This window comes from Neorhizobium sp. NPDC001467, assembly GCF_050275975.1.
Lineage (GTDB): Bacteria > Pseudomonadota > Alphaproteobacteria > Rhizobiales > Rhizobiaceae > Neorhizobium.
Genome location: NZ_JBNNPS010000002.1, coordinates 322829 through 344955 on the forward strand (window position 1 = coordinate 322829; position 22127 = coordinate 344955).

Genomic DNA, 22127 nt, shown 5'->3' on the forward strand with positions numbered 1-22127 from the left:
ATGAACGAGCATTTCACGCGTCCGGAAAAACCGCATTCCCGCAAAAGGGCGAAGGACGGTCAGGCCAGGAGCAAGGATCGCTTCGGCTCCATGCTGATGGAGCTTGAACAGCGTATCGCCTTCGATGCGGCGCTGGCCGCGACCGTCGACCATTCCCAGGAAAAGGAACAGTCCGCGACCCTGGCAGGCGAGGAGAGGCCTGCCCCGGACATCGATCGGAGCGATGCGCTTACGCGCGCGCTCGCCGCCGCGAGCGACGCCGCGCCGATAGACGCGCAACCCACGACTGCAGCGGGTCGCCAGGTCGTCGTGGTTGACAGTTCGGTTCCGGATTACGGCTCGCTACTGGAAGGCATCCCCGGTGATTTCGATCTGATCGTTCTCGAAGACGGCCGCGACGGTGTCGAACGATTGGCGCAGGCTCTGCGCGGCATGACCGACGTCCAGTCCGTCCATATCATTTCCCATGGCGATGAGGGGCGCCTTTACCTTGGCACTGCGACGCTGACCGTCGAGTCGATGGCGGAGGACTATGCCGAGGCACTTCAGAGCCTGCGCTCGGTGTTGGCGCCGGATGCCGATATTCTGATCTATGGCTGCGATTTTGCACAAGGGGAACTTGGAGATAGCGCCGCGCGCATGATGGCCTACCAGACCGGGGCTGATATCGCGGCGTCGACCGATCCGACGGGAGCTGCGGTCAAGGGCGGCGACTGGACGCTTGAATATCGCTATGGCGAGGTCACAACCCGGTCCGTCGTGTCGGTGGACGCGCAGGACCATTATGCCGAACTGCTCAATGTCTCTGCTTCGATTGGCAACGGCGCCGTTCTGGTCTCCTCAGAGCGGACGATCTACAGCGTGGATCTTCAAACGGGCAAGGCAACGGCCGTCACCGTCGTACCGGCGACGGTCGGCGGCATCACCATGTCGGGCATCATCAACTCGCTGGCTGTGGATCAGGCCAATGGCCTCATCTACTACATGGACTCAGCGACAAACAACGCCAACAGGGCACTGTTCGCCTACGACTTCATCAGCAACAGCCATCTCGTCATCGATTCCGACCTGACCGACAACGGCGCCAATCTGAGTATCACGGTCGGCAGTCGCGGTGTCGGCAGCGGCGCTGCTGCCTTCTACAACGGGTCGCTCTTTATCGGCGTCGAATCCGGAGACGCCAACAGCAATTCGCAGATCTGGAGATTGACCTTCTCGGGCAATGGCCGCGTCATCGCCGGGGCCACCCCGTTCGGATCGACGCTGAGCGGCACCGACTGGGGCGATTTTGCCGTCGATCCCGCGAATGGCAACCTGCTCAGCATCACCGCAGGCGGCATCACCCGCTACAGTCTGGCGACCGGCACCGCCATCGGCGCAACGACCGCCAATCCCGGTGCGGCGCAGGGCGGCAACGATGCAGCCGGCAATGCCTATGTGATCGGTTCGTTGACGACCGGCAACGCGCCGGTCCTGCAACGCTTCGACCCGGTCACCGGCGCTGCAGTCGGCTCGGCGATCGCAATTACCACCAACGGCACGACGGCGCTTGGCCTCGTCGCCGATGCGGCCGCATGGACGCCGCCGACATCGGCGATCGGCGATACCGTCTTTGACGACAATAACGGCAACGGAACCTTCGATGCCGGTATCGACGGCGGCATATCCGGCGTCACCGTCCAGCTCGTCGACGATCTCAACAACAATGGCGTGGCCGATGCCGGCGAGCGCGTTCTGGCGACCGACACGACCAATATCAACGGCGCTTATCTCTTCACGGGCGTTCTGCCCGGCCAGTATGTCGTGCGCGTCACCGACGCCAACGGCGTTCTTGGCAACGCGCCGGCAACCGTTGCGACCAGCCAGGCGGTCGGTGTCGGTGCGATCGGTACGAGCGTGGTGACGGCCGATTTCGGCTATAACGGCGTCGGGCCGATCGTTGATCTGAATTCGGGCACGACGACCTCGCAGCTCATCACCAATGGCGGGGCACCTGGCGGAACCGGCTGGACCGTGACCGGAAGCGGCGGCGCGATCTCGGGCGGTTACGCCTGGGTCGATACGGGCGCGACCGGCACCGTTACGCAAACCGGCATTTCTGGCTGGAACGACGGTTTGGCCCCATCGGGCGCGGCTCAGCTCACCTTCGAGTTCGGCTGGAGCAACAATGCCGGCGCGCTCGGCATCACGACCGATAACGGCACGCCCGCCACGCTCGACATTTCCATTGGCAACGTCGTCTATGCCCGCATTTCCACGGGCGTCGTGGGTGGTAATCCGAATACGGCGACCATCACCTATCTCAACGGCGCAAGCGGCTCGCCGGCGACGGTCGCCGCCTCGTCCGTCAATACGACAGCCTGGACCCGCACGCCGATCACCATCAACCTTCCCTCGACGGTGGCCGCGTCGGGATCCCTGGTCTTCAGCTATTCCGCTGTCGGCGGTCTTCTCGGTCTTGCACCCAGCACCGACGATATTTTCATCGACAATGTCAGCGTCCTGACCAATGTCGATGCCGTCTCCGGCGTCGGCTACTCGGCCACCTATACCGAAAACGGCGCGGCCGTGAACATTGCGGCGGCCGCGGCAAGCGTGCGTGATCTCGACAGCGCCACGATGCGGGCGGCGGCGATCGTGCTCACCAATGCGCAGGCCGGTGATCTGCTGGCGCTCGGCACGCTGCCCGCCGGCATTAGCGGTAGTATCGACACGTCGGTGCCGGGCCAGATCACCATCAATCTTACCGGCACGGCCAGCAAGGCGGCCTATGCTACGGCGATCCGTAACATCACCTTCGCCAATTCCGGCGACAACCCGGGCACCACGACGCGTATCATCAACGTTACCGTCAATGACGGCGTCTTTTCCTCGCCGGTGGCGACTTCGTCCATCAGTGTCGTCGCCGTCAACGACGATCCGGTCAACACGCTGCCGGCCGGAGGGTGGACGACCAGTGAAGATACCAGCATCGCGCTGACCGGCCTTTCGGCCGCTGATCCCGACGCCGGCAGCGGCGTCATGACGGTCACGCTTTCGGTGGCGAGCGGTACGATCACGGCAACGGCTGCAGGCGGCGTCGGTGTGTCGGGTTCGGGAAGCGCCAGCATCACCCTGACCGGTACGCTGGCCGCCATCAACGCCTATCTGGCCGGCGCCTCCGCACCGGTATATGTTCCGCTCGCGGATGCCAGTGGTGCGGTCACGCTGACCATGGTCAGCAATGACGGCGGCAATTCCGGCATCGGCGGCCCCAGGAGCGACACCGATACCCGCACCATCACCGTCAATCCGGTCAATGACGCTCCGGTTCTGGATCTCGACACCGCCGCGGCCGGATCGGGCTTCAGCACGGCCTATACGGAAAACGGCGCGGGCATCGCCATTGTCTCTGCCGGCAATACCAGCGTTATCGACATCGACAATACAACGGTCGCCTCGGCCACCGTGGTCATCACCAACGGTCAGGCGGGCGACGTGTTGGCGATGGCCTCGTCATTGCCGGGGACAATCGCGGTCAGCTACAACGCCGCCACCTACACGCTGACGCTCAACGGGGTGGATACCAAGGCCAACTATCAGAACTATCTGGCGCAGGTCCGATATTCCAGCACCTCCGACAACCCGACGAGCGGCGGTACGGCAGCCAGCCGCAGCATCAACGTGACCGTCAGCGACGGCGCACTTTCGTCCAACACGGCGGTTGCCACGATAGCGGTCACTGCCGTCAACGATGCGCCGGTCAACACGATACCCGCGGGATGGACCACCAATGAGGATGTCAGCGTCGCGCTGACCGGTCTCTCCGTTGCCGATCTCGATGCGGCATCCGGCACGATCACGGTACGCCTGTCCGTGCCAGCGGGTCGGATCACGGCCACGGCCGGCGGCAATGTCGCCGTCAGCGGTTCGGGTACCGGTACGCTGCTGCTGACGGGTACGCTCGCCAACATCAACGCCTACCTAGCCAGCGCCTCCGCGCCGGTCTATGTGCCGGTTGCCGATGCCAGTGGCAGCGTCGTCCTGACCATGGTGACCGATGACGCGGGCAATACCGGCGGCGGCGCGCTTTCTGATACCGATACAGCGACGATCACCATCAATGCGGTTAATGATGCGCCGACCCTGGATCTCAGCTTCGCCGGCAGCGGCACGGGTTATGCGACAAGCTACACCGAAAACGGCAGCGGTATCGCGATCGCCGCCGCCGATGCGGTAATCACGGATGTCGACAATGCCAACATGACGTCGTTGACCGTGCGCATCGTCAATGGCCAGGCAGGCGATGTGCTGTCCGTTGCCGGCACGCTTCCGAGCGGAATTGTCATCCAGAGTTACGATCCTGCGACCTGGACCCTTACCCTGTCCGGCTCTGCCACGAAGGACGCCTATCAGACGGCCTTGCGGCAGATCCGCTACGCGTCGACCTCGGAAAATCCCTTAACGGTCACCCGCTCGATCAGCGTCGTCACCAGCGATGGCGCATTGAATTCCAATACGGCGCTTGCCTCCGTCAACGTTATCGCCGTCAATGACGCTCCCGTGAATACCGTGCCCGGCGCGCAGTCTGTCGTCGAGGACACGATGACGCCGATTGCCGGCATTTCGGTCACGGATGTCGATAGCGGAAACGTCACCGTTACGCTGACGGTTGCCAACGGCATCCTGTCACCGAGCGTCACGGCGCCGGCAACGATCACAGGTGTCGGCACTACGACCGTTACGGTCTCCGGCACGCTGTCTCAGGTTAATGCCGTGCTAGCCTCGCTGCGCTACCGCGGCAACGCCGATTTCAACGGCACCGATACGCTGACGATCCTCACCTCGGATGGTGCATTGTCGGACAGCGATACCGTGGCGATCACCGTGGCCGCGGTCGCTGATGCCACAAGTGACACGATCGCCGCCACCGAAGATACGCCGATCTCCTTCAACGTGCTCACCGGCACCGCCGGTGCGACCGCCGACACCTTCTCGAATCCGGGTCGTTTCGTCAGCGCGGTGACGCAGCCGCCGGTCGGGCAGGGGACTGTCGCCTTCAACGCCGACGGCACGATCACCTACTCGCCAACGGCGAATTTCAATGGCCAGACGAGTTTCAGCTACACCGTCAATTCGGGCGGCGTCTTCGAAACCGCCACGGTCATCGTCAATGTCGCGCCGGTCAACGATGCCCCGGTGAATACGCTGCCGGGCGCTGGATGGAATACCAACGAAGACGTTGCGGTGGCGCTGAGCGGCCTCGCGATCACGGATATCGATGCCGGCGCTGGCACCATGACGATCACGCTGTCGGTCCCTTCCGGCACGATCACCGCGAATGCGGTCGGCAATGTCGCTGTTTCCGGATCTGGCACGGGCACGCTGGTGCTGACAGGCACGCTTGCCGATCTCAACGCCTATCTGGCCTCCGGCGCCGTGCCGCTTTACACGCCGGCCGCCAATGTCAACGGCGCGGTCGTGCTGACCATGACCACCAGCGATGGTGGCAATACCGGCACCGGCGGGCCGTTGGTCGATACCGATACCCGCACCATCACCATCGCCGCGGTCAACGATGCGCCCGTCAACGCGCTACCCCCCGCCTTTTCGGTCACGGAAGATACGCCTCTCGCGCTGGCGGGCCTTTCCGTCGCGGATGTCGATGCCGCCAGCGGCACGGTGACGATCGTCCTCAATGTCGGATCCGGCGCGCTCTCGGCAGCCGCCGGCGGCGGCGTGACGGTTGTCGGGTCGGCTACGGCGACGCTGACGCTGACGGGGGCGCTCGCCAACCTCAATGCCTTTCTCGCCGGTGCATCGCGCCCGGTCTTCACGCCCGCGGCCGATTTCAACGGCGCGGTCACGCTCACCATGACGACCAGCGACGGCGGCAATACCGGTTCCGGCGGTACGCTCACCGATGTCGATACCAGCATCATCACGGTGACGCCGGTCAATGACGCGCCGGTTCTCGATCTCGATGCATCGGGTACCGGCACCGGTTATGCGACGGCTTACACCGAAAAAGGCGCGGGCATCGCCGTGGTCGATACCGATGTGTCGATCCTGGATATCGACAGTGCGGACATGGCCGGTGCCGTGATCACCATCACCAATGGGGTAGCCGGCGATGTCCTGATCGTTTCCGGCGCGCTGCCTGGCGCAATGACCGCCAGCTACGATCCTGCGAATTTCCGCCTGACGCTCAGCGGCGCCGCCAGCAAGGCGGACTATCAGGCGGCGCTGCAGCAGGTTCTTTACCGCTCCACTTCCAGCGATCCGGGATCGACGCCGCGCAGCATTGCAATCACCGTCAGCGACGGCGCGCTGACTTCCAACACCGCGTTGACCACCGTCTCCGTGACGCCGGTCAACGATGCGCCGGTCAACGCCTTGCCGGCAGGCTTTAGCGTCGACGAGGACGGGCTACTGACGCTGTCCGGCATCGCACTCGCCGACGCGGATATCGGCACCGGCCCCATGACCGTGACGTTCGCGGTCAATGCCGGTCGGATCACGGCAACGGGTGGCAATGGCGTAACCGTTTCCGGCTCCGGGACAGGAGCGCTGACCCTCAACGGCACGCTCGCCAATATCAACGCTTTCCTGGGGTCCGCGGCAGCGCCGCAATACGTTCCGGTGGCCGATTACAACGGCGCGGTCACGTTATCCATGACCAGCAGCGACGGCGCCCTGACGGATGTGGATACCACGACGATCACGGTCAATGCGGTCACCGATATCGTTGCGGACACTGCGACCTCGGCGGAAGACGCGGCGGTCACGATCGACGTGACGGCCAATGACACGTTCAGCAATTCCGGACGCACGATCACCGCAATCAACGGCACGCCGGTTGCTGTCAATGGCGCGGTTGCAGTCACCAATGGCATGGTTCGTCTCAACGCCAATGGCACGTTGACCTTCACGCCTGCCGCCGATTACAACGGTCCGATCAGCTTCACCTATGCGGTCACCTCCGGCGGCGTCACGGAAACGGGCACGGTGTCCGTGACCGTTACGCCCGTCAACGATGCCCCGGTCAACACCGTCCCCAGCGCCCAGACCACCGCCGAAGACACGCCGCTTGCCGTCGGCGGCATATCCGTGGCCGATCTCGACGGCGATGCGCTTACCACTACGGTCAGCGTCGCCCACGGCTCGATTTCCGTGACGGCCACGGGCAGCGCGACGATCGCCAATAACAATACGGGCACGGTGACGATCAGCGGCAGCGCTAGCGCCGTCAATGCCGTGCTCGCAAGCCTGCGCTACAATCCGGGGGCCGATTACAACGGCGCCGACACCATTACCGTCGTCACTTCAGACGGCACGCTCAGCGACACCGACACGGTCTCCGTGACGGTGTCGCCGGTGGCCGATATCGTTGCCGATACGCTGACGACCCCGGAAGACCAGCCGATCACCTTCAACGTCATCACCGGCGCGGGCGGGGGCTCGGCCGACAATTTCGAAGGTGCGCCGGTGATGACGGGTGTGACGCAGCCGCCGGCAGGGCAGGGCACCGTCACCTTCTTCGCTGACGGAACGATCACCTACACGCCCGCTGCGAATTTCAACGGCCAGACGACTTTCACCTATACCGTCACCTCCGGCGGGGTTGCCGAGACGGCGACGGTCACCATCAACGTCGCGCCGGTCAACGACGCGCCAGTCAACACCGTCCCGGGCACCCAGACCATGGCGGAGGACGGGACACTGGTCTTTTCGCCCGGAGGCGACAACGCGATCGTTGTCAGCGATGTCGACGATGCCAACCTGACGGTCACGATCACCGCCGCCAACGGCACCTTCACCCTGTCCGGCACCGCCGGCCTGACCTTCACAAGCGGCACCGGCACCGCCAACGGGACCATGACCTTTTCCGGCACCAAGGCGGCGATCAACGCCGCACTGGCCGGAGCAAGCTATGCGTCGACCGCCGATTATTATGGTAGCGGCGGCCGCGTGACGATCGCGACCAGCGACGGTAAGGTGGCATCGCCAACCGTGTCCAGCATCCCCATTTCCGTGGCAAGCGTCGCCGATATCGTGGATGACACGGCCTCGACCGCCGAAGACACCGCGGTGGCCATTTCCGTCCTCGGCAATGACAGTTTTGAAAATCCAGGCCGCAGCATCACCGCCGTCAATGGGCTGGCGATCAACGCAGGCGGCGCGCCGGTTGCGGTCGCAAACGGCCAGGTCCAGCTGACGGCCGGCGGCCAGCTGATCTTCACGCCGGCCACCGCCTATGCCGGCGTCACCAGCTTTACCTACACGGTGACCTCGGGCGGCGCGACGGAAACAGCGACTGTCACGGTGGCCGTCGCAGCGCTCAACCGGCCGCCGGTCAACACGCTGCCGCCGACATTCACCATGCTGGAAGACGGCTCGCTTTCACTCTCTGGCCTGTCAGTCGCCGATCCCGACGCCGGAACGGGAACCGTCACGGTGACCCTGTCCGTCGGCTCCGGCATCCTTACGGGCTTTTCGAGCGACGGCGTCACCGTTGATGGCAGCGCCACCGGCACGATTGCGCTGAGCGGCACGCTGTCGGCGATCAACGCCTATCTTGCCAGCGCGAACCGCCCGATCTTCACTCCGGTCGCCAATTCGGTCGCCAGCGTCACGCTCACGATGACCGCCAACGACAATGGCAATACCGGCGGTCCGGCCCTGACGGATATCGTTACGGCCACCATCACCATTACCGCGATCAACGATGCGCCTTCCGGCACCGACAGGACGGTGACGATTGCCGAGGACGCGAGCTATACGTTCACGGCGGCCGATTTCGGCTTTTCCGACCCGAATGACAGTCCTGCCAACGCGCTGTCGGCAATCGTCGTCACGACGCTGCCCGGCAACGGCACGCTGCGATTGGGCGGCGTCGCCGTGGCGGTCGGTCAGGTCATTCCGGCCGGTAGCCTGGGCAATCTCGTCTTCGCGCCGGCCGCCAATGCTAACGGCACCGCGCTGGCCGCATTCACCTTCCAGGTCCGCGATAATGGCGGCACTACAAATGGCGGCATTGATACCGATCCGACCCCCAACACCATTACCTTCGACGTCACACCCGTCAACGATGCGCCGGTCAACACTCTGCCGGGTACATTCGTCACCGATGAGGATGTATCCCTGGCGCTAAGCGGGATTTCGCTCACCGATGTCGATGTCGGCAATGGCACGATCACCGTCGTGCTCAGCGTCAATTCCGGCCTCCTCTCGGCGGCCACGGCCGGCGGCGTCACCGTGACCGGATCCGGCACGGCTGCCCTGACGCTGACGGGCACGATCGCCGACATCAATGCCTATCTCGCTTCGGCCAACCGTCCCCTTTTCTCCCCGACAGCCAATGCCAACGGCAGCGTCATCCTGACGATGATCAGCAACGATGGCGGCAATGCCGGAGCCGGAGGCGCGCTTGTCGATACCGATACAGCCATCATCACCGTCAATTCGGTCAACGACGCGCCGGTCGGCGCGCCCGCCAGCTATTCGACCAACGAAGACAGCGTGCTCAACGGCACCTTGCCGGTTGCGACCGATGTCGATGGCGATGAGCTGACCTATGCCTTGGGCACGACGGCGCCGTCTCACGGCACGGTCGTCGTCAATGCCAATGGTACCTTCATCTATACCCCCGCCGCCAATTATAACGGGTCCGATACCTTTACCTACCGCGTCAGCGACGGAAAGGTCGCTGTTGAATATGCCGTTACCGTCGGCATCGTTCCTGTCAACGACGCGCCCGTCGCCGCTAATGATGCGGCTGGCATTCTCGCCACGGGCGCGGCTTCGATCAACGTTCTGGCCAACGATACCGATGTCGATGGCGACCCCTTGACTGTATCTCAGGTCAACGGCTCGGCCGGCGGCGTCGGCATGGCGGTTGCCGGCAGCGGCGGCGGCACGTTCACCATCGGCGCGAACGGGCAGGCTGTCTTCGATGCAGGTGGGGCTTTCACCGATCTCGCGGCCGGCCAGGTCCGCACGTCATCGGTCAGCTACCAGGTCTCGGATAGCCATGGCGGCGCATCCTTCGCCACCTTCACGGTGACGGTGACAGGTGTCAACGATGCGCCGGTCTCCACGCCGATCGCCAACCAGTCGGGTATCGATGCGCAGTTCGTCACCCTGCCGGTCGCCGGTAATTTCTCCGATCCCGATAGCGGCGACAGCCTCACGTTCAGCCAGACGGGGCTTCCGCCCGGCCTCACCATCAGCACGGCCGGGGTCATTTCCGGCACCATCGACCGCAGCGCCAGCGTCGGCAGTCCCTATTCGGTCACAATAACCGCCACCGATGGCACCGGTGCCCAGACCAGCCGCACCTTCGTGTGGACGGTCGCCAACCCGGCTCCGGTTGCCGTAAACGATGCCGCCACGACGACGGAAAATGCTTCTGTCACCGGCAATGTCATCACCGGCGACGGAAGCGGCGCAGGCGCCGACGGCGACCCGGATGGCGATCCGATCGTCGTCTCTGCGGTCGGCGGCTCGGCGGCGGGCATCGGCAGTCCCGTCTCCGGTTCGAACGGCGGCACGTTCACGCTGAGCGCCAATGGCACCTACGTCTTCAGTCCAGGCACGGCCTTCGACAATCTGGCTGCCGGCCAGAGCCGTGTCACCTCCGTCAGCTATGCGATTTCCGACGGCCAGGGCGGCATCGCAACGGCTACGCTGAGTGTGACGGTCACCGGCACCAACGATGCGCCGGTCGCGGTCGCCGATGCGTTCACCACCAACGAGGATCAACCGGTTACCTTCGATGTCCGGGCCAATGACAGCGACGTCGATGGCGGTGCGCTTTCCGTCACTCAAATCAACGGCGTGGCCATTACGAGCGGCAACAGTGTCGCCCTTGCCAACGGCACCATCACGCTCAATGCCAATGGCACGCTGACCTTCACGCCCAACGCCAACGCCAATGGTCCGGTCAACTTCACATACACGCTGTCGGATGGTCAGGGCGGGCTCGCATCCGGCACGGTGGCAGGCACGATCTTGCCGGTCCAGGACCCGCCTGTCGCAGCCAACGACACATTCACCACCGTCGAGGACGTTGCCGTCACCTTCGATGTGCGCCTCAACGACAGCGACCCGGATGGCGATCTGCTGACCATCACGCAGATTAACGGCAGCGCCATCGCGATCGGCGGCAGCGTCACCATCGACGGTGGCCGCGTGACGCTCAATGCCGATGGCACGCTTACCTATACCCCAACCGCCAATTACAACGGCAGCCCGTCCTTCACCTATACACTCTCCGACGGCAACGGGAACAACGCCACGGCAACGGTCAACGGCACGGTCACGCCGGTTCAGGATCCGCCGGTCGCGGTCGCCGATACATTTACGACGACGGAAGACAGCGCGGTCACCTTCGACGTGCGCGGCAATGACAGCGATCCGGATAACGATCCACTCACGGTGGTTCAGATCGACGGCCTGCCCATCACCCCGGGCAATAGCGTGACGGTCGCCGGCGGCCGGGTCACGCTCAACGCCAATGGCACGCTGACCTTCTCCCCCAACGCCAATTATTTTGGCAACCCGTCTTTCACCTATACGGTCTCCGACGGTCAGGGAAATACCGCAACCGCGACCGTTACCGGCACGGTAACGCCGGTCAATGATACGCCGACAGCGGCAGCCGATACGTTCATTACGACCGAGGACAATGCCGCCACCATCGCGGTTGTCGCCAATGACACCGATATCGACGGCGATACACTTGTCGTCACTCAGGTCAATGGCATCGCAATCTCGGCGGGCTCGTCAGTAACTGTTGCCAATGGCAGCGTCCGGCTGAATGCGGACCGCTCGCTGACCTTCACGCCGACCGCGAATTACAACGGGGCGGTTTCGTTCACCTATACTGTTTCCGACGGCAATGGCGGCACGGCGACCGCCACCGTGTCCGGTACGGTCACGCCGGTCAATGACGCACCGATCGTGATTGATGACGCGTTCACGACGCCCGAAGATACGGCAATCACCATTGATCCGCGCGGCAACGATACCGATGTCGACGGCGATACCCTGACGATCACCGCGATCAACGGCACGGCGATCGCCATCAACGGTTCGGTCGATATAGTCGGTGGCCGCGTGACGCTCGATGCCGATGGCCGGCTGAGCTTTGCGCCCGGCGCCAATTACAATGGCCCGGTCACCTTCACCTATACCGTTTCCGACGGATTGCTGACTGCGACGGGAACGATCAGCGGTACCGTCACGCCGGTCAACGACGCGCCGGTTTCCTCGGATGTCACGGTGGGTGTCAACGAGGATACCGTCCTTTCAGGCAGGCTCCCGCCGGCAACCGATGTCGATATCGGCGATACGGTCATCTATGCCGCGGGCGCCACGGCGCCTGCAAACGGCGCGGTTCTCATCAATGCCGACGGGTCCTATACCTACACGCCGCGGGCCAATTTCAACGGTCGCGATGCGTTCAGCTTCATCGTCTCCGACGGCAAGGGGGGCTTCGGCGAATATACTGTCAATGTCGATGTCGCGCCGGTGAACGACGCTCCGGCCGCTGGCACCCTGCCCGACCGCGCCGCATCCGACAGCGCCGGCATCACCATCGATATCTCCGGCTTCTTCAGCGATCCCGATGGCGACGGTTTGAGCTACAGCCAGACCGGCCTACCGGCCGGTTTGACGATCACGCCCGCCGGCGTCATCACCGGCACGATTGACCGGCAGGCAAGCATCGGCGGACCGACCGGCGATGGCGTCTATGCGGTCACCGTGACTGCCAGCGACGGCAGCGCCGCGGTAAGCCGCAGTTTCACCTACACCGTCACCAACCCGGCCCCGGTCGCCGTCAGCGACAGCCTGACGACGCCCGAAGACACGGTTGCTACGATCAATGTTCTCGCCAATGACAGCGATCCCGACGGCGATCCGCTCATCGTCATTAGCGCGACCGCCAGCAACGGCACGGTCACGATCGGTGCGAACGGTCAGATCACCTATCGGCCAAACACAAATTTCAATGGCGCCGATACGATTGTCTACACGGTCTCGGACGGCAATGGCGGCTTGGCCACGGCGACCGTCGCGGTCACGGTCACGCCTGTCAACGACGCCCCGGTCGGGGGCGTTATCGCAGACCGCATCCGCAATGACGGCGATACCGACACGCTCGACGTGCGTGGCTTTTTCACCGATCCCGATGGTGACACGCTCACCTATTCCGTCGCCGGCCTGCCGCCGGGGCTTACCTTCAACGGTTCGGTCATCAGCGGCACCATAGACAAGGCCGCATCCGGCCCGACCGGCGAGGCGGTCTACACTGTGACGGTCACCGCCAGTGATGGCCGCGGCGGCGCCACCCCAGTCAGCTTCCGCTATACGGTGCTCAACCTGCCGCCCGTAGCGGTCGACGACGTCGTCACGACCGCGGAAGACACCCCGGTCGATATTTTCGTGCTGGCCAACGATCGCGATCCCGACCGCGACCCGCTGTCGATCGTCCGGGTCGACAATCGCGAATTGACCCTGAACACGCCGCTTGCGACGGCAAACGGCTCGGTGGTGCTTCTGCAGCAGCCGGACGGCACACGCTATCTGCGCTTTACCCCCAATGCCAATTACAACGGCACGGAAACCTTCACCTATTCCGTCGTTGACGACAATGGCGGCGTGGCCACCGCCACGGTCACCATAAACATCACAGCCGTAGGCGATGCTCCGGTCGTCACCCGGCCGCTTCCTTCCATCGTGCGGGCCGATGGGCAGGCGCTTGCGCTGGATACGGGCGATTTCTTTGCCGACCCGGATGGGGACGATCTCAATTTCGCGGCCGCCGGATTGCCTGCCGGTCTGACCATCGATGCCGCCACTGGGACCATCCTTGGCACGATCGACAGAAATGCGAGCCAGATCAACGGCGGCGTCTATGTCATCACCATTACTGCTTATGACGGACCAAACGGGACAGGCAACAGCATTGCCCAGGCTTTTACCCTGCGGGTTACCAATCCGGGACCAACCGCGGTCAATGACGCGGTGACCGTGGCGGAAGACGGGATCGTGAGCTTCAACCCGATCACCGGTGAGGGCCTGACCGATCTGAATGCCGTTGCCGGCATCGATCTCGATCCGGACGGTGATCCGCTGACGGTCACGGCCGTATCGGCGGGACGTGGGGCGGTCTCCGTCGCTGCCGATGGCGTCACGGTCACCTATGCACCGAACGCGAACTTCAACGGTGTCGATACCATCGTTTACACCATCTCCGACGGCAATGGCGGCCTGTCAACCGCAACCGTGCGCGTCACCGTCACCGCCGTTAACGACGCTCCGGTCGCCGCACCCATTCCCACGCGCACGGACGGCGACACCCAGCCCGTCGATTTCAACATCGCCTCCTATTTCAGCGACATCGATTCAACCGTCCTGACCTTCGAGGTCACGGGTCTGCCGACAGGCCTGACATTCTCAACCGACGGACGCATTTTCGGCACGCTGGACAGCAGCGCCTCCACCAACGTTCCGAACGGCCGCTATGAGGTAACCGTTACGGCGCGCGACGGTGCGGGTGGCGCCGCTACGCAGACCATCGTCTGGACCGTTCTCAACCAGCCGCCCTACGCGATCAACGATGCACTGGGCGTCACGGAAGGCGGGTCGGGTTCCGGTACCTGGCTGGACAACGATTCCGACGACGATGTTTTCGGATTGAGCGCGGTCAACGGCTCGTTCGGCAATATCGGCGTGGCCGTTGCCGGATCGCAGGGTGGCAGGTTCATCGTCAATGCCGATGGCACCTATTCGTTCAACGCCGATACCGACTTTGAGGATCTTGGCGCTGGGCAGACCCGCACGACCGTGGTTCACTACACCATTACCGATGTGGATGGCGCTTCGAGCACGGCAACGATCGCCGTCACCGTGACCGGTGTCAACACGGCGCCGGAGCTGCTGGTAACGCTGCCGCCCGTCACTATGGCGGAAGGCCAGTCCGTGTCCGGCACGCAACTGGCCTACGGTGCCTTCTTCGCGGATCCCGATCTTGGCGACACGCTCCAATTTTCCGCCATCGGCCTGCCGCCGGGGCTGGCGATGAACGCCGACGGCACCATTACCGGAGAGATCGACAACGACGCGGCCGGGCCCTCGGGCACGCGGACCTACACTGTCACGGTAACGGCCGCCGACCGTCTGGCTGGCGGGCTCGCCGTTTCCCGCACGTTCTCCTTCACTGTCACCAATCCGGCGCCGACGGCGATCAATGACAGCGTCGCGACGGCGGAAGACACGGCGATCGAGAGTATCGACGTTCTTTTGAACGACGACGATGCCGACGGGGATACCCTTTCGCTCGATCCGAGTTTTCCGCCGATCGCCGCTAATGGCGTCGTTTCCATCAATTCCGACGGCACGCTGCGCTACGAGCCGAACCGAAACTTCAGTGGCACGGATACGATCGTCTACCGCGTCACGGACGGGCAGGGTGGCGTGTCCACCGGCCTGGTGACGGTCAGCGTCAACGCCAGCAATGATGCGCCGATCACCTCGCCGATCGCCGACATGCAGCGTAACGACTACGAGCTCGTGAGCTTCGACACGTCGTCGCATTTCGCCGATCCCGAGGGCGATACGCTTACCTATGAAATGACCGGCCTGCCGCCAGGCCTGACCTACAGTGCCGTGACGGGGGTCATTTCCGGCCGAATCGCCAGCGATGCTTCGGGCCCGATGGGCAGCCGCAGCTATGTCGTATCGGTCACAGCGACCGACCCGGCCGGCCTCAGCAGCACGATACAGTTCGTTTACATCATCAACAATGTCGCGCCCGACGCTGTCGACGATACCGCTACGACCAACGAGGATACGCCGGTCGAGATCGACATTCTCGACAATGATGTCGATCTCGACCGCGACGTGCGCACTGTCATATTCGTGAACGGTGTCAACCTCACGGTCGGTGGTCCATCCGTTGCCACCACCAACGGTTCCGTCCAACTGGTTCTCAACGATCGGGACGACGCGGTTCTGCGGTTCACGCCAACCCCGAATTTCAACGGCACCGAATCGTTCACCTACACGATCAGCGATGGCAATGGCGGCAGCGACACGGCGAGCGTCACCATCGTCGTCAATCCGGTCAATGACGCGCCCACCGCTTCGCCAGTGCCGAACCAGACACAGGCTGACGGTTCAGCCTTCAGCCTGGATGTCTCAAGCTATTTCAGCGATATCGACGGCGACGACCTCGGCTATGTGGTCTCCAATCTGCCACCTGGTCTGTCTTACGATGCCGAGACCGGCATCATCAGCGGCATACTGGCGCCGAATGCATCGGCGGCAAGCCCCTATATCGTCACGATCACCGCCTACGACCGCTACGGGCAGCCAATCCCGGACGGACCCGGCCTGTCGGCATCCACCAGCTTCCGCTTTACCGTGACCAACCCCCCGCCGGTTGCCGTCGATGACAGCTACACGACGACGGAGGACACGCCGATCACCTTCAACCCCGTGACCGATGCCGGCGGCAGGGACAGCGATCCCGATGGCGATCCGCTGACGCTGGTCGCGATCGACGGAAAGGCGATTGCCGCCGGCGGCAGCGTTACCGTCGCCAACGGCGTCATCTCGATGGATGGGCTGGGCAATCTCACCTTCACGCCGGCAGCCAATTTCAACGGCAGTGTCGCGATCTCTTACCGTCTGAGCGACGGTAATGGCGGCTTCGACGACGGTCTCATCGCCATCGCCGTTACCGCGGTCAACGACCCGGCCATCATCGACTTGAACGGCAGTGCGGCCGGCACCGATCGCGCAGTCGATTATACCGAGGGCGGACCGTCTGTTGCGGTGGCGGCCCCCGATGCCTCCGTCTTCGACGTGGAAGGCAGCATCGTCGCCATGGATATCGCGCTCGGCGGCTTTACCGGCGGCGGCACGCTCGAAATCTTCCATCTCAACGGCGTGGTGGACATCTCCTATGGAACCTCGTCGACCGGTACGCTTGCCTTCGGCGGAACGACGTTCCGCTTCAGCTTTAGCGGCACGAGCCTGCATATCGAAAACGCAGCCGGCCCCAATGTCATCGTGCCGGACGCGGATCTGAGTGCGCTCCTGCGCGCCATCCAGTATGAGAACCGCAGCGACAACCCGACGCCCGGAATCCGGACCCTCGCCTTTACGGTGACGGATGCGGCCGGAGCGGTATCGGCAGCCGCCGTCACGCGCATCAATGTCATCCCGGTCAACGACGCGCCTGTTGCAACGGCGGATGTCGGCGCGACCACGGAAAACGCCATCCTGACCGGTCCCTCCGTGCTTGCCAATGATCGCGATCCCGAGGGCCAGTCCTTTGCCATCGTCCGCGTTGGCGCAGCCGGCGGTATCGGAACGCCGGTTGCCGGCAGCAATGGCGGTTCGTTCGTCCTTAATCCCGATGGTACTTACACGTTCGATCCGGACCTCTCGTTCGATGACCTGCAAGTCGGCGAAACCCGCACGACGTCCGTCACCTATACGACCCGCGATACGGATGGCGCCGAAAGCACCGCGACACTTACCATCACCGTCAGCGGCGAGAACGATGCGCCGACCGGCGGCACCAATGCCCTGACCGTCATCGAGGACCAGATCGCGACCGGCACGCTGTCCGCTTTCGATACCGATGGCGACCGGCTCGAATTTGCTGTTGCCACCCAACCCGCCCGCGGCACTGTGACGGTCAGCCCGGACGGTGCGTATACCTACACGCCGGCCGCCAATGTCAACGGTCCGGACAGTTTCAGCTATACGGTCAGTGACGGCCGCACGACGGTTACTTTCACAGTTAATGTCGATATCGTCGCCGAGCCGGACGCGCCGATCGCCGCACTCATTCCGAACCAGGCCTATAGTGACGGGGACGCCGTCTCTTTGAACGTCGCCGGCTATTTCTCCGACGCCGACGGCGATACGCTCACCTTCAGTCAGGCCGGTCTGCCCGCCGGCCTCGCCATGAGCGCCGAAGGGCTGATCACCGGCAGGCTTTTGAGCAATGCGTCGATCGCTGCACCCTATACGGTGACGATCACGGCGCGCGATCCGGCCGGAAACAGCGTTGCCCGAAGCTTCCTGATTGCACTCGCCAACCCGGCCCCGGTTGCCCATGACGACATCGTCAATGCCGGCGAGAACGAAACCCGCACCGGCTCAGTGCTTGCGGATAACGGTGCCGGCGCCGATATCGATCCGGATGGCGATGCGCTCGTCGTGTCCGCCGTCAACGGTACAGCCGCAGGCGTGGGTGCGATTGTCACCGGTTCGGCCGGCGGTACGTTCCGCGTAAATGCCAATGGCGACTACGAGTTCGTGCCCGGAACGGCATTCGACGCTCTGCGGATCGGCGAAACCCGGGCCACGTCGGTCACCTACACGCTTTCGGACGGGCAGGGCGGGGTCTCGACGGCGACATTGACCGTCATCGTCAACGGTCGCAACGATGCGCCGATCGGTTCTGGCGGCACTGGCACGGTTGCAGAGGATGGCGTGCTCTTCGCGTCGCTGCCGCCGGTCTTCGATGCGGAAGGCGATGCGCTGAACTATGCGGTGGTGGCGCCTCCCGGCAATGGCGCGGTGGTCATCCGTCAGGACGGCACCTATACCTACACGCCCAATCCGGACTTCAACGGTACCGACAGGTTCAGCTACGCCGTCAGTGATGGCACCGATACCGTGATCTACGCCATGACGATTACCGTCACGCCCGTTAATGACGCACCCGTTCTGCAGGACGTTTCGGTATCGACCAGCGAAGATACCGCCTATACCGGCCAGATCGCCGCCGTCGATATCGACAATGGACCGGCAACGCTGGTTTACGCCGCCTACACGTCGCCTGCGCACGGAAGCGTTACGGTCAATGCGAACGGCAGCTATACCTATACACCGGCCGGCAATTTCAACGGCACCGACAGTTTCCAGGTTATCGTCACCGATCCTGGCGGTCTTACCGATATCGCCACCGTCAGGATCACCGTCAATCCGGTCAACGATGCGCCGATTGCGGTCAACGATACCGCTTCGACGACGCAGGACATCGCCATCGCCGGCAATGTCATCGTCGGCAGCGACAGCGATCCCGATGGCGATGCCATCCTCGTAATGACGGTCGGCGGCACCGCCTCGGTTGGCGTGCCGGTGGCGGGCACGAATGGCGGCACGTTCGTCATCCAGGCCAATGGCTCCTACACGTTCGATCCCGGCGGCGATTTCGACGACCTTCCGGCCGGCCAGATCCGTGCGACCGCCGTCACCTATCAGATCTCCGATCCGTCCGGACTGACCTCGATCGCGACTCTGACCGTCACGGTTACTGGAACCAATGACGCACCGGTCGGCACGCCCCTGCCCGATAAGACCTGGACCGACGGCCAGGCGGTGTCCTATGACGTGGCGGGCCAGTTCTCGGATCCGGACGAGGATCCGCTCACCTTCTCGATTGCCGGCCAACCGCCCGGTCTCGAGATCGACCCGGCGACCGGTGAAATCCGTGGCACGATCGATCGGTCGGCTTCCGGTGCGGCCGGGCGACAGGATTACACGGTCATCGTCAGCGCCACCGACGGCAGCGGGGCGACGGCCTCGCAAAGCTTCGTTCTGACGATCGTCAATCCAGCCCCGGTCGCCGTTGCCGACAATTTCGCGGTTGCAGAAGGCGGCATTCTCGGCGGCAATGTGCTGACCGGCAGCGGCAACGGTCCCGACAGCGATCCCGATGGCGATCCACTGACCGTTTCGCTCGTTTCAGCGCCGGCCCATGGGGCGCTTACGCTCAACACCGATGGCACGTTCGCCTATGTGCCGGTACCGTTCTTCAATGGCACCGACACGTTCGTCTACCAGATCAGCGACGGCAATGGCGGCGTGAGCGCAGCAACGGTGACCGTCATCGTCACCCCCGTCAACGATGCGCCCATCGGACAAAACGACGGTTTCGATATCCTTGAGGACGGGTCCGTCGTCATCGACGTGCTTGCCAATGACAGTGATATCGACCGCGACGCGTTGGTGGTCACGCAGATCGACGGCCAGTCGATTGCGATCGGCAGTCCGGTCGCGGTCGCCGGCGGCACCGTGTCGCTCAACGCCAACGGCACGATCACCTTCACGGCGGCGCCCGATTATTCCGGTGCGCCATCCTTTACCTACACGCTCTCCGATGGGGCTCTCACAGCCCAGGCCACCGTCACCGGGATCGTCCGTGCCGTCAATGACGCGCCGGTAAATACGCTGCCCATCAGCTATGCGATGCTGGAGGACAGTGACCTTGTGCTGTCGGGCCTGTCGGTAGCCGATGTCGATGCCGGCAACGGTCCGATCACCGTGACGCTGAGCGTTAGCAACGGCAGTCTGCTAGCGTTTTCGGGTGGCAACGTATCGGTCACGGGCGGCGGTACGGGCGCTATCGTGCTGACGGGAACACTGGCCGATATCAACGCTTACCTGGCAAGTGCCGTCGCCCCGATCTTCCGGCCGGTCGCCAACAGCAGCGGTGCCGTCAGCCTGACCATGAACACAAGCGATGGCGGAAATAGCGGCGCGGGCGAGGTGCTGGTTGCCACTTCCGTGTCGACGATCTTCGTCGCACCGGTGAACGACGATCCGGTCGCCGATGACCAGTCGATCGTTACCGCTGAGGATACGCCGGTGGCCGGCACCATCGCTGCATCGGATGCCGATGACGACCCTCTGACCTTCACCGTCGTTACGGCGCCGCGTAACGGAACGGTGACGATCGACGCCGCTGGCCGTTATGTTTATACGCCGGCGCTCGATTACAATGGCAACGACAGTTTCCGCATTGAGGTGGCTGACGGACAGGGCGGTACGCGCGTCGTCACCGTCGTGGTCGCCATCGCACCGGTCAACGATGCCCCAACGGCGGCCGATGCCGCGCTTGCCATGGACGAGGACGGCGGAACGCTGAGCGGCAACCTGCCGGCGGCGACCGATCGAGAAGGCGCGACGGTCGTCTATCAACTCGGCAGTCCGCCGGCCAACGGCACCGTATCGGTCAGCCCGACCGGCGCCTATGCCTATTCTCCGCGCGCCGATTTCAACGGGATCGATACGTTCACCTACACCGTCAGCGATGGCCAGGCGAGTTCGACCTATACGGTCACCGTGACCGTGCGTCCTGTCAACGACGCACCGGTGGCGGCCGATCTCGATGTGACGACGCCGCGCAACCAGCCGGTCGGTGGCCGGCTGACAGCCATCGATATCGATAGCGATCCACTCCTCTTTGCGCTTGGCTCGCAGGCGACATTCGGCGTCGCTACTGTCGATGCGCTCGGCAACTATACCTATACGCCCAATCCGGAAGCCTTCGGACGCGACACGTTCACCTATACCGTCACCGACGGCACGGTCACCATCACCCGCACGGTCACCGTCGATGTCGGTTTCGACAACGCGCCTCCGCAGGCCGGCGATTACAGTTTCACGATCGACGAGGATACCGTCCTTGATGCGCGTGTTGCGGCAACCGACCCCAATGCCGGCGACAGGCTGACCTTTTCGATAGCGACCGGCCCGACACACGGCACGGTCAGCATGGGCGTGGACGGCATCTTCACCTATACGCCGGTTGGCAATTTCTCCGGTGCAGACCAGTTCACCTACCGCGTTTCCGACGGCCAGACGAGTGTCATCCGCACGGTCGCCATCGTCATCGACCCGATCAATGATGCACCCGTCGGCACGGATACGACAATTTCCGTCACCGAAGACATGACGGCCAACGGCACGCTGCCCCGCGCCACGGATGCGGAAAATTCTCCCGTTACCTATGCGCTCGGCGCGCTGGCACCGGCGCGGGGACAGGTGACGATCGCGCCGAGCGGCACCTACACCTACATTCCGGATGCCGATTTCTACGGGCAGGACAGTTTTACCTATACGATCAGTGACGGCGAGGAGAGCAATACCTATACGGTCACCGTCAACGTCCTTGGCGTCAACGACGCGCCGCGTGCCAGCAATCTGGCGATCACCACGGCCGAGGATACCGCCCGAGCCGGAACCTTGCCCTCGGCTCTCGACCCCGACGGCGACAATCCTGTCATCACCTACGCGCTTGGCAGCGGTCCCGCGCATGGCACGGTTACGGTCGC

1 protein-coding gene (cut by a window edge) is annotated in these 22127 nt (G+C 63.7%); it reads left to right on the forward strand.

Translation table 11 applies throughout. The annotated features are described in order from the left end of the window. Positions 1–22127, forward strand: the 5' portion of a protein-coding gene (locus ACQKKX_RS06390) for an Ig-like domain-containing protein (RefSeq protein WP_427569655.1). The gene runs 6106 nt beyond the window's last position; 22127 of the gene's 28233 nt are visible here — the first part of the coding sequence; its start codon is at positions 1–3; its stop codon lies beyond the right edge, outside the window.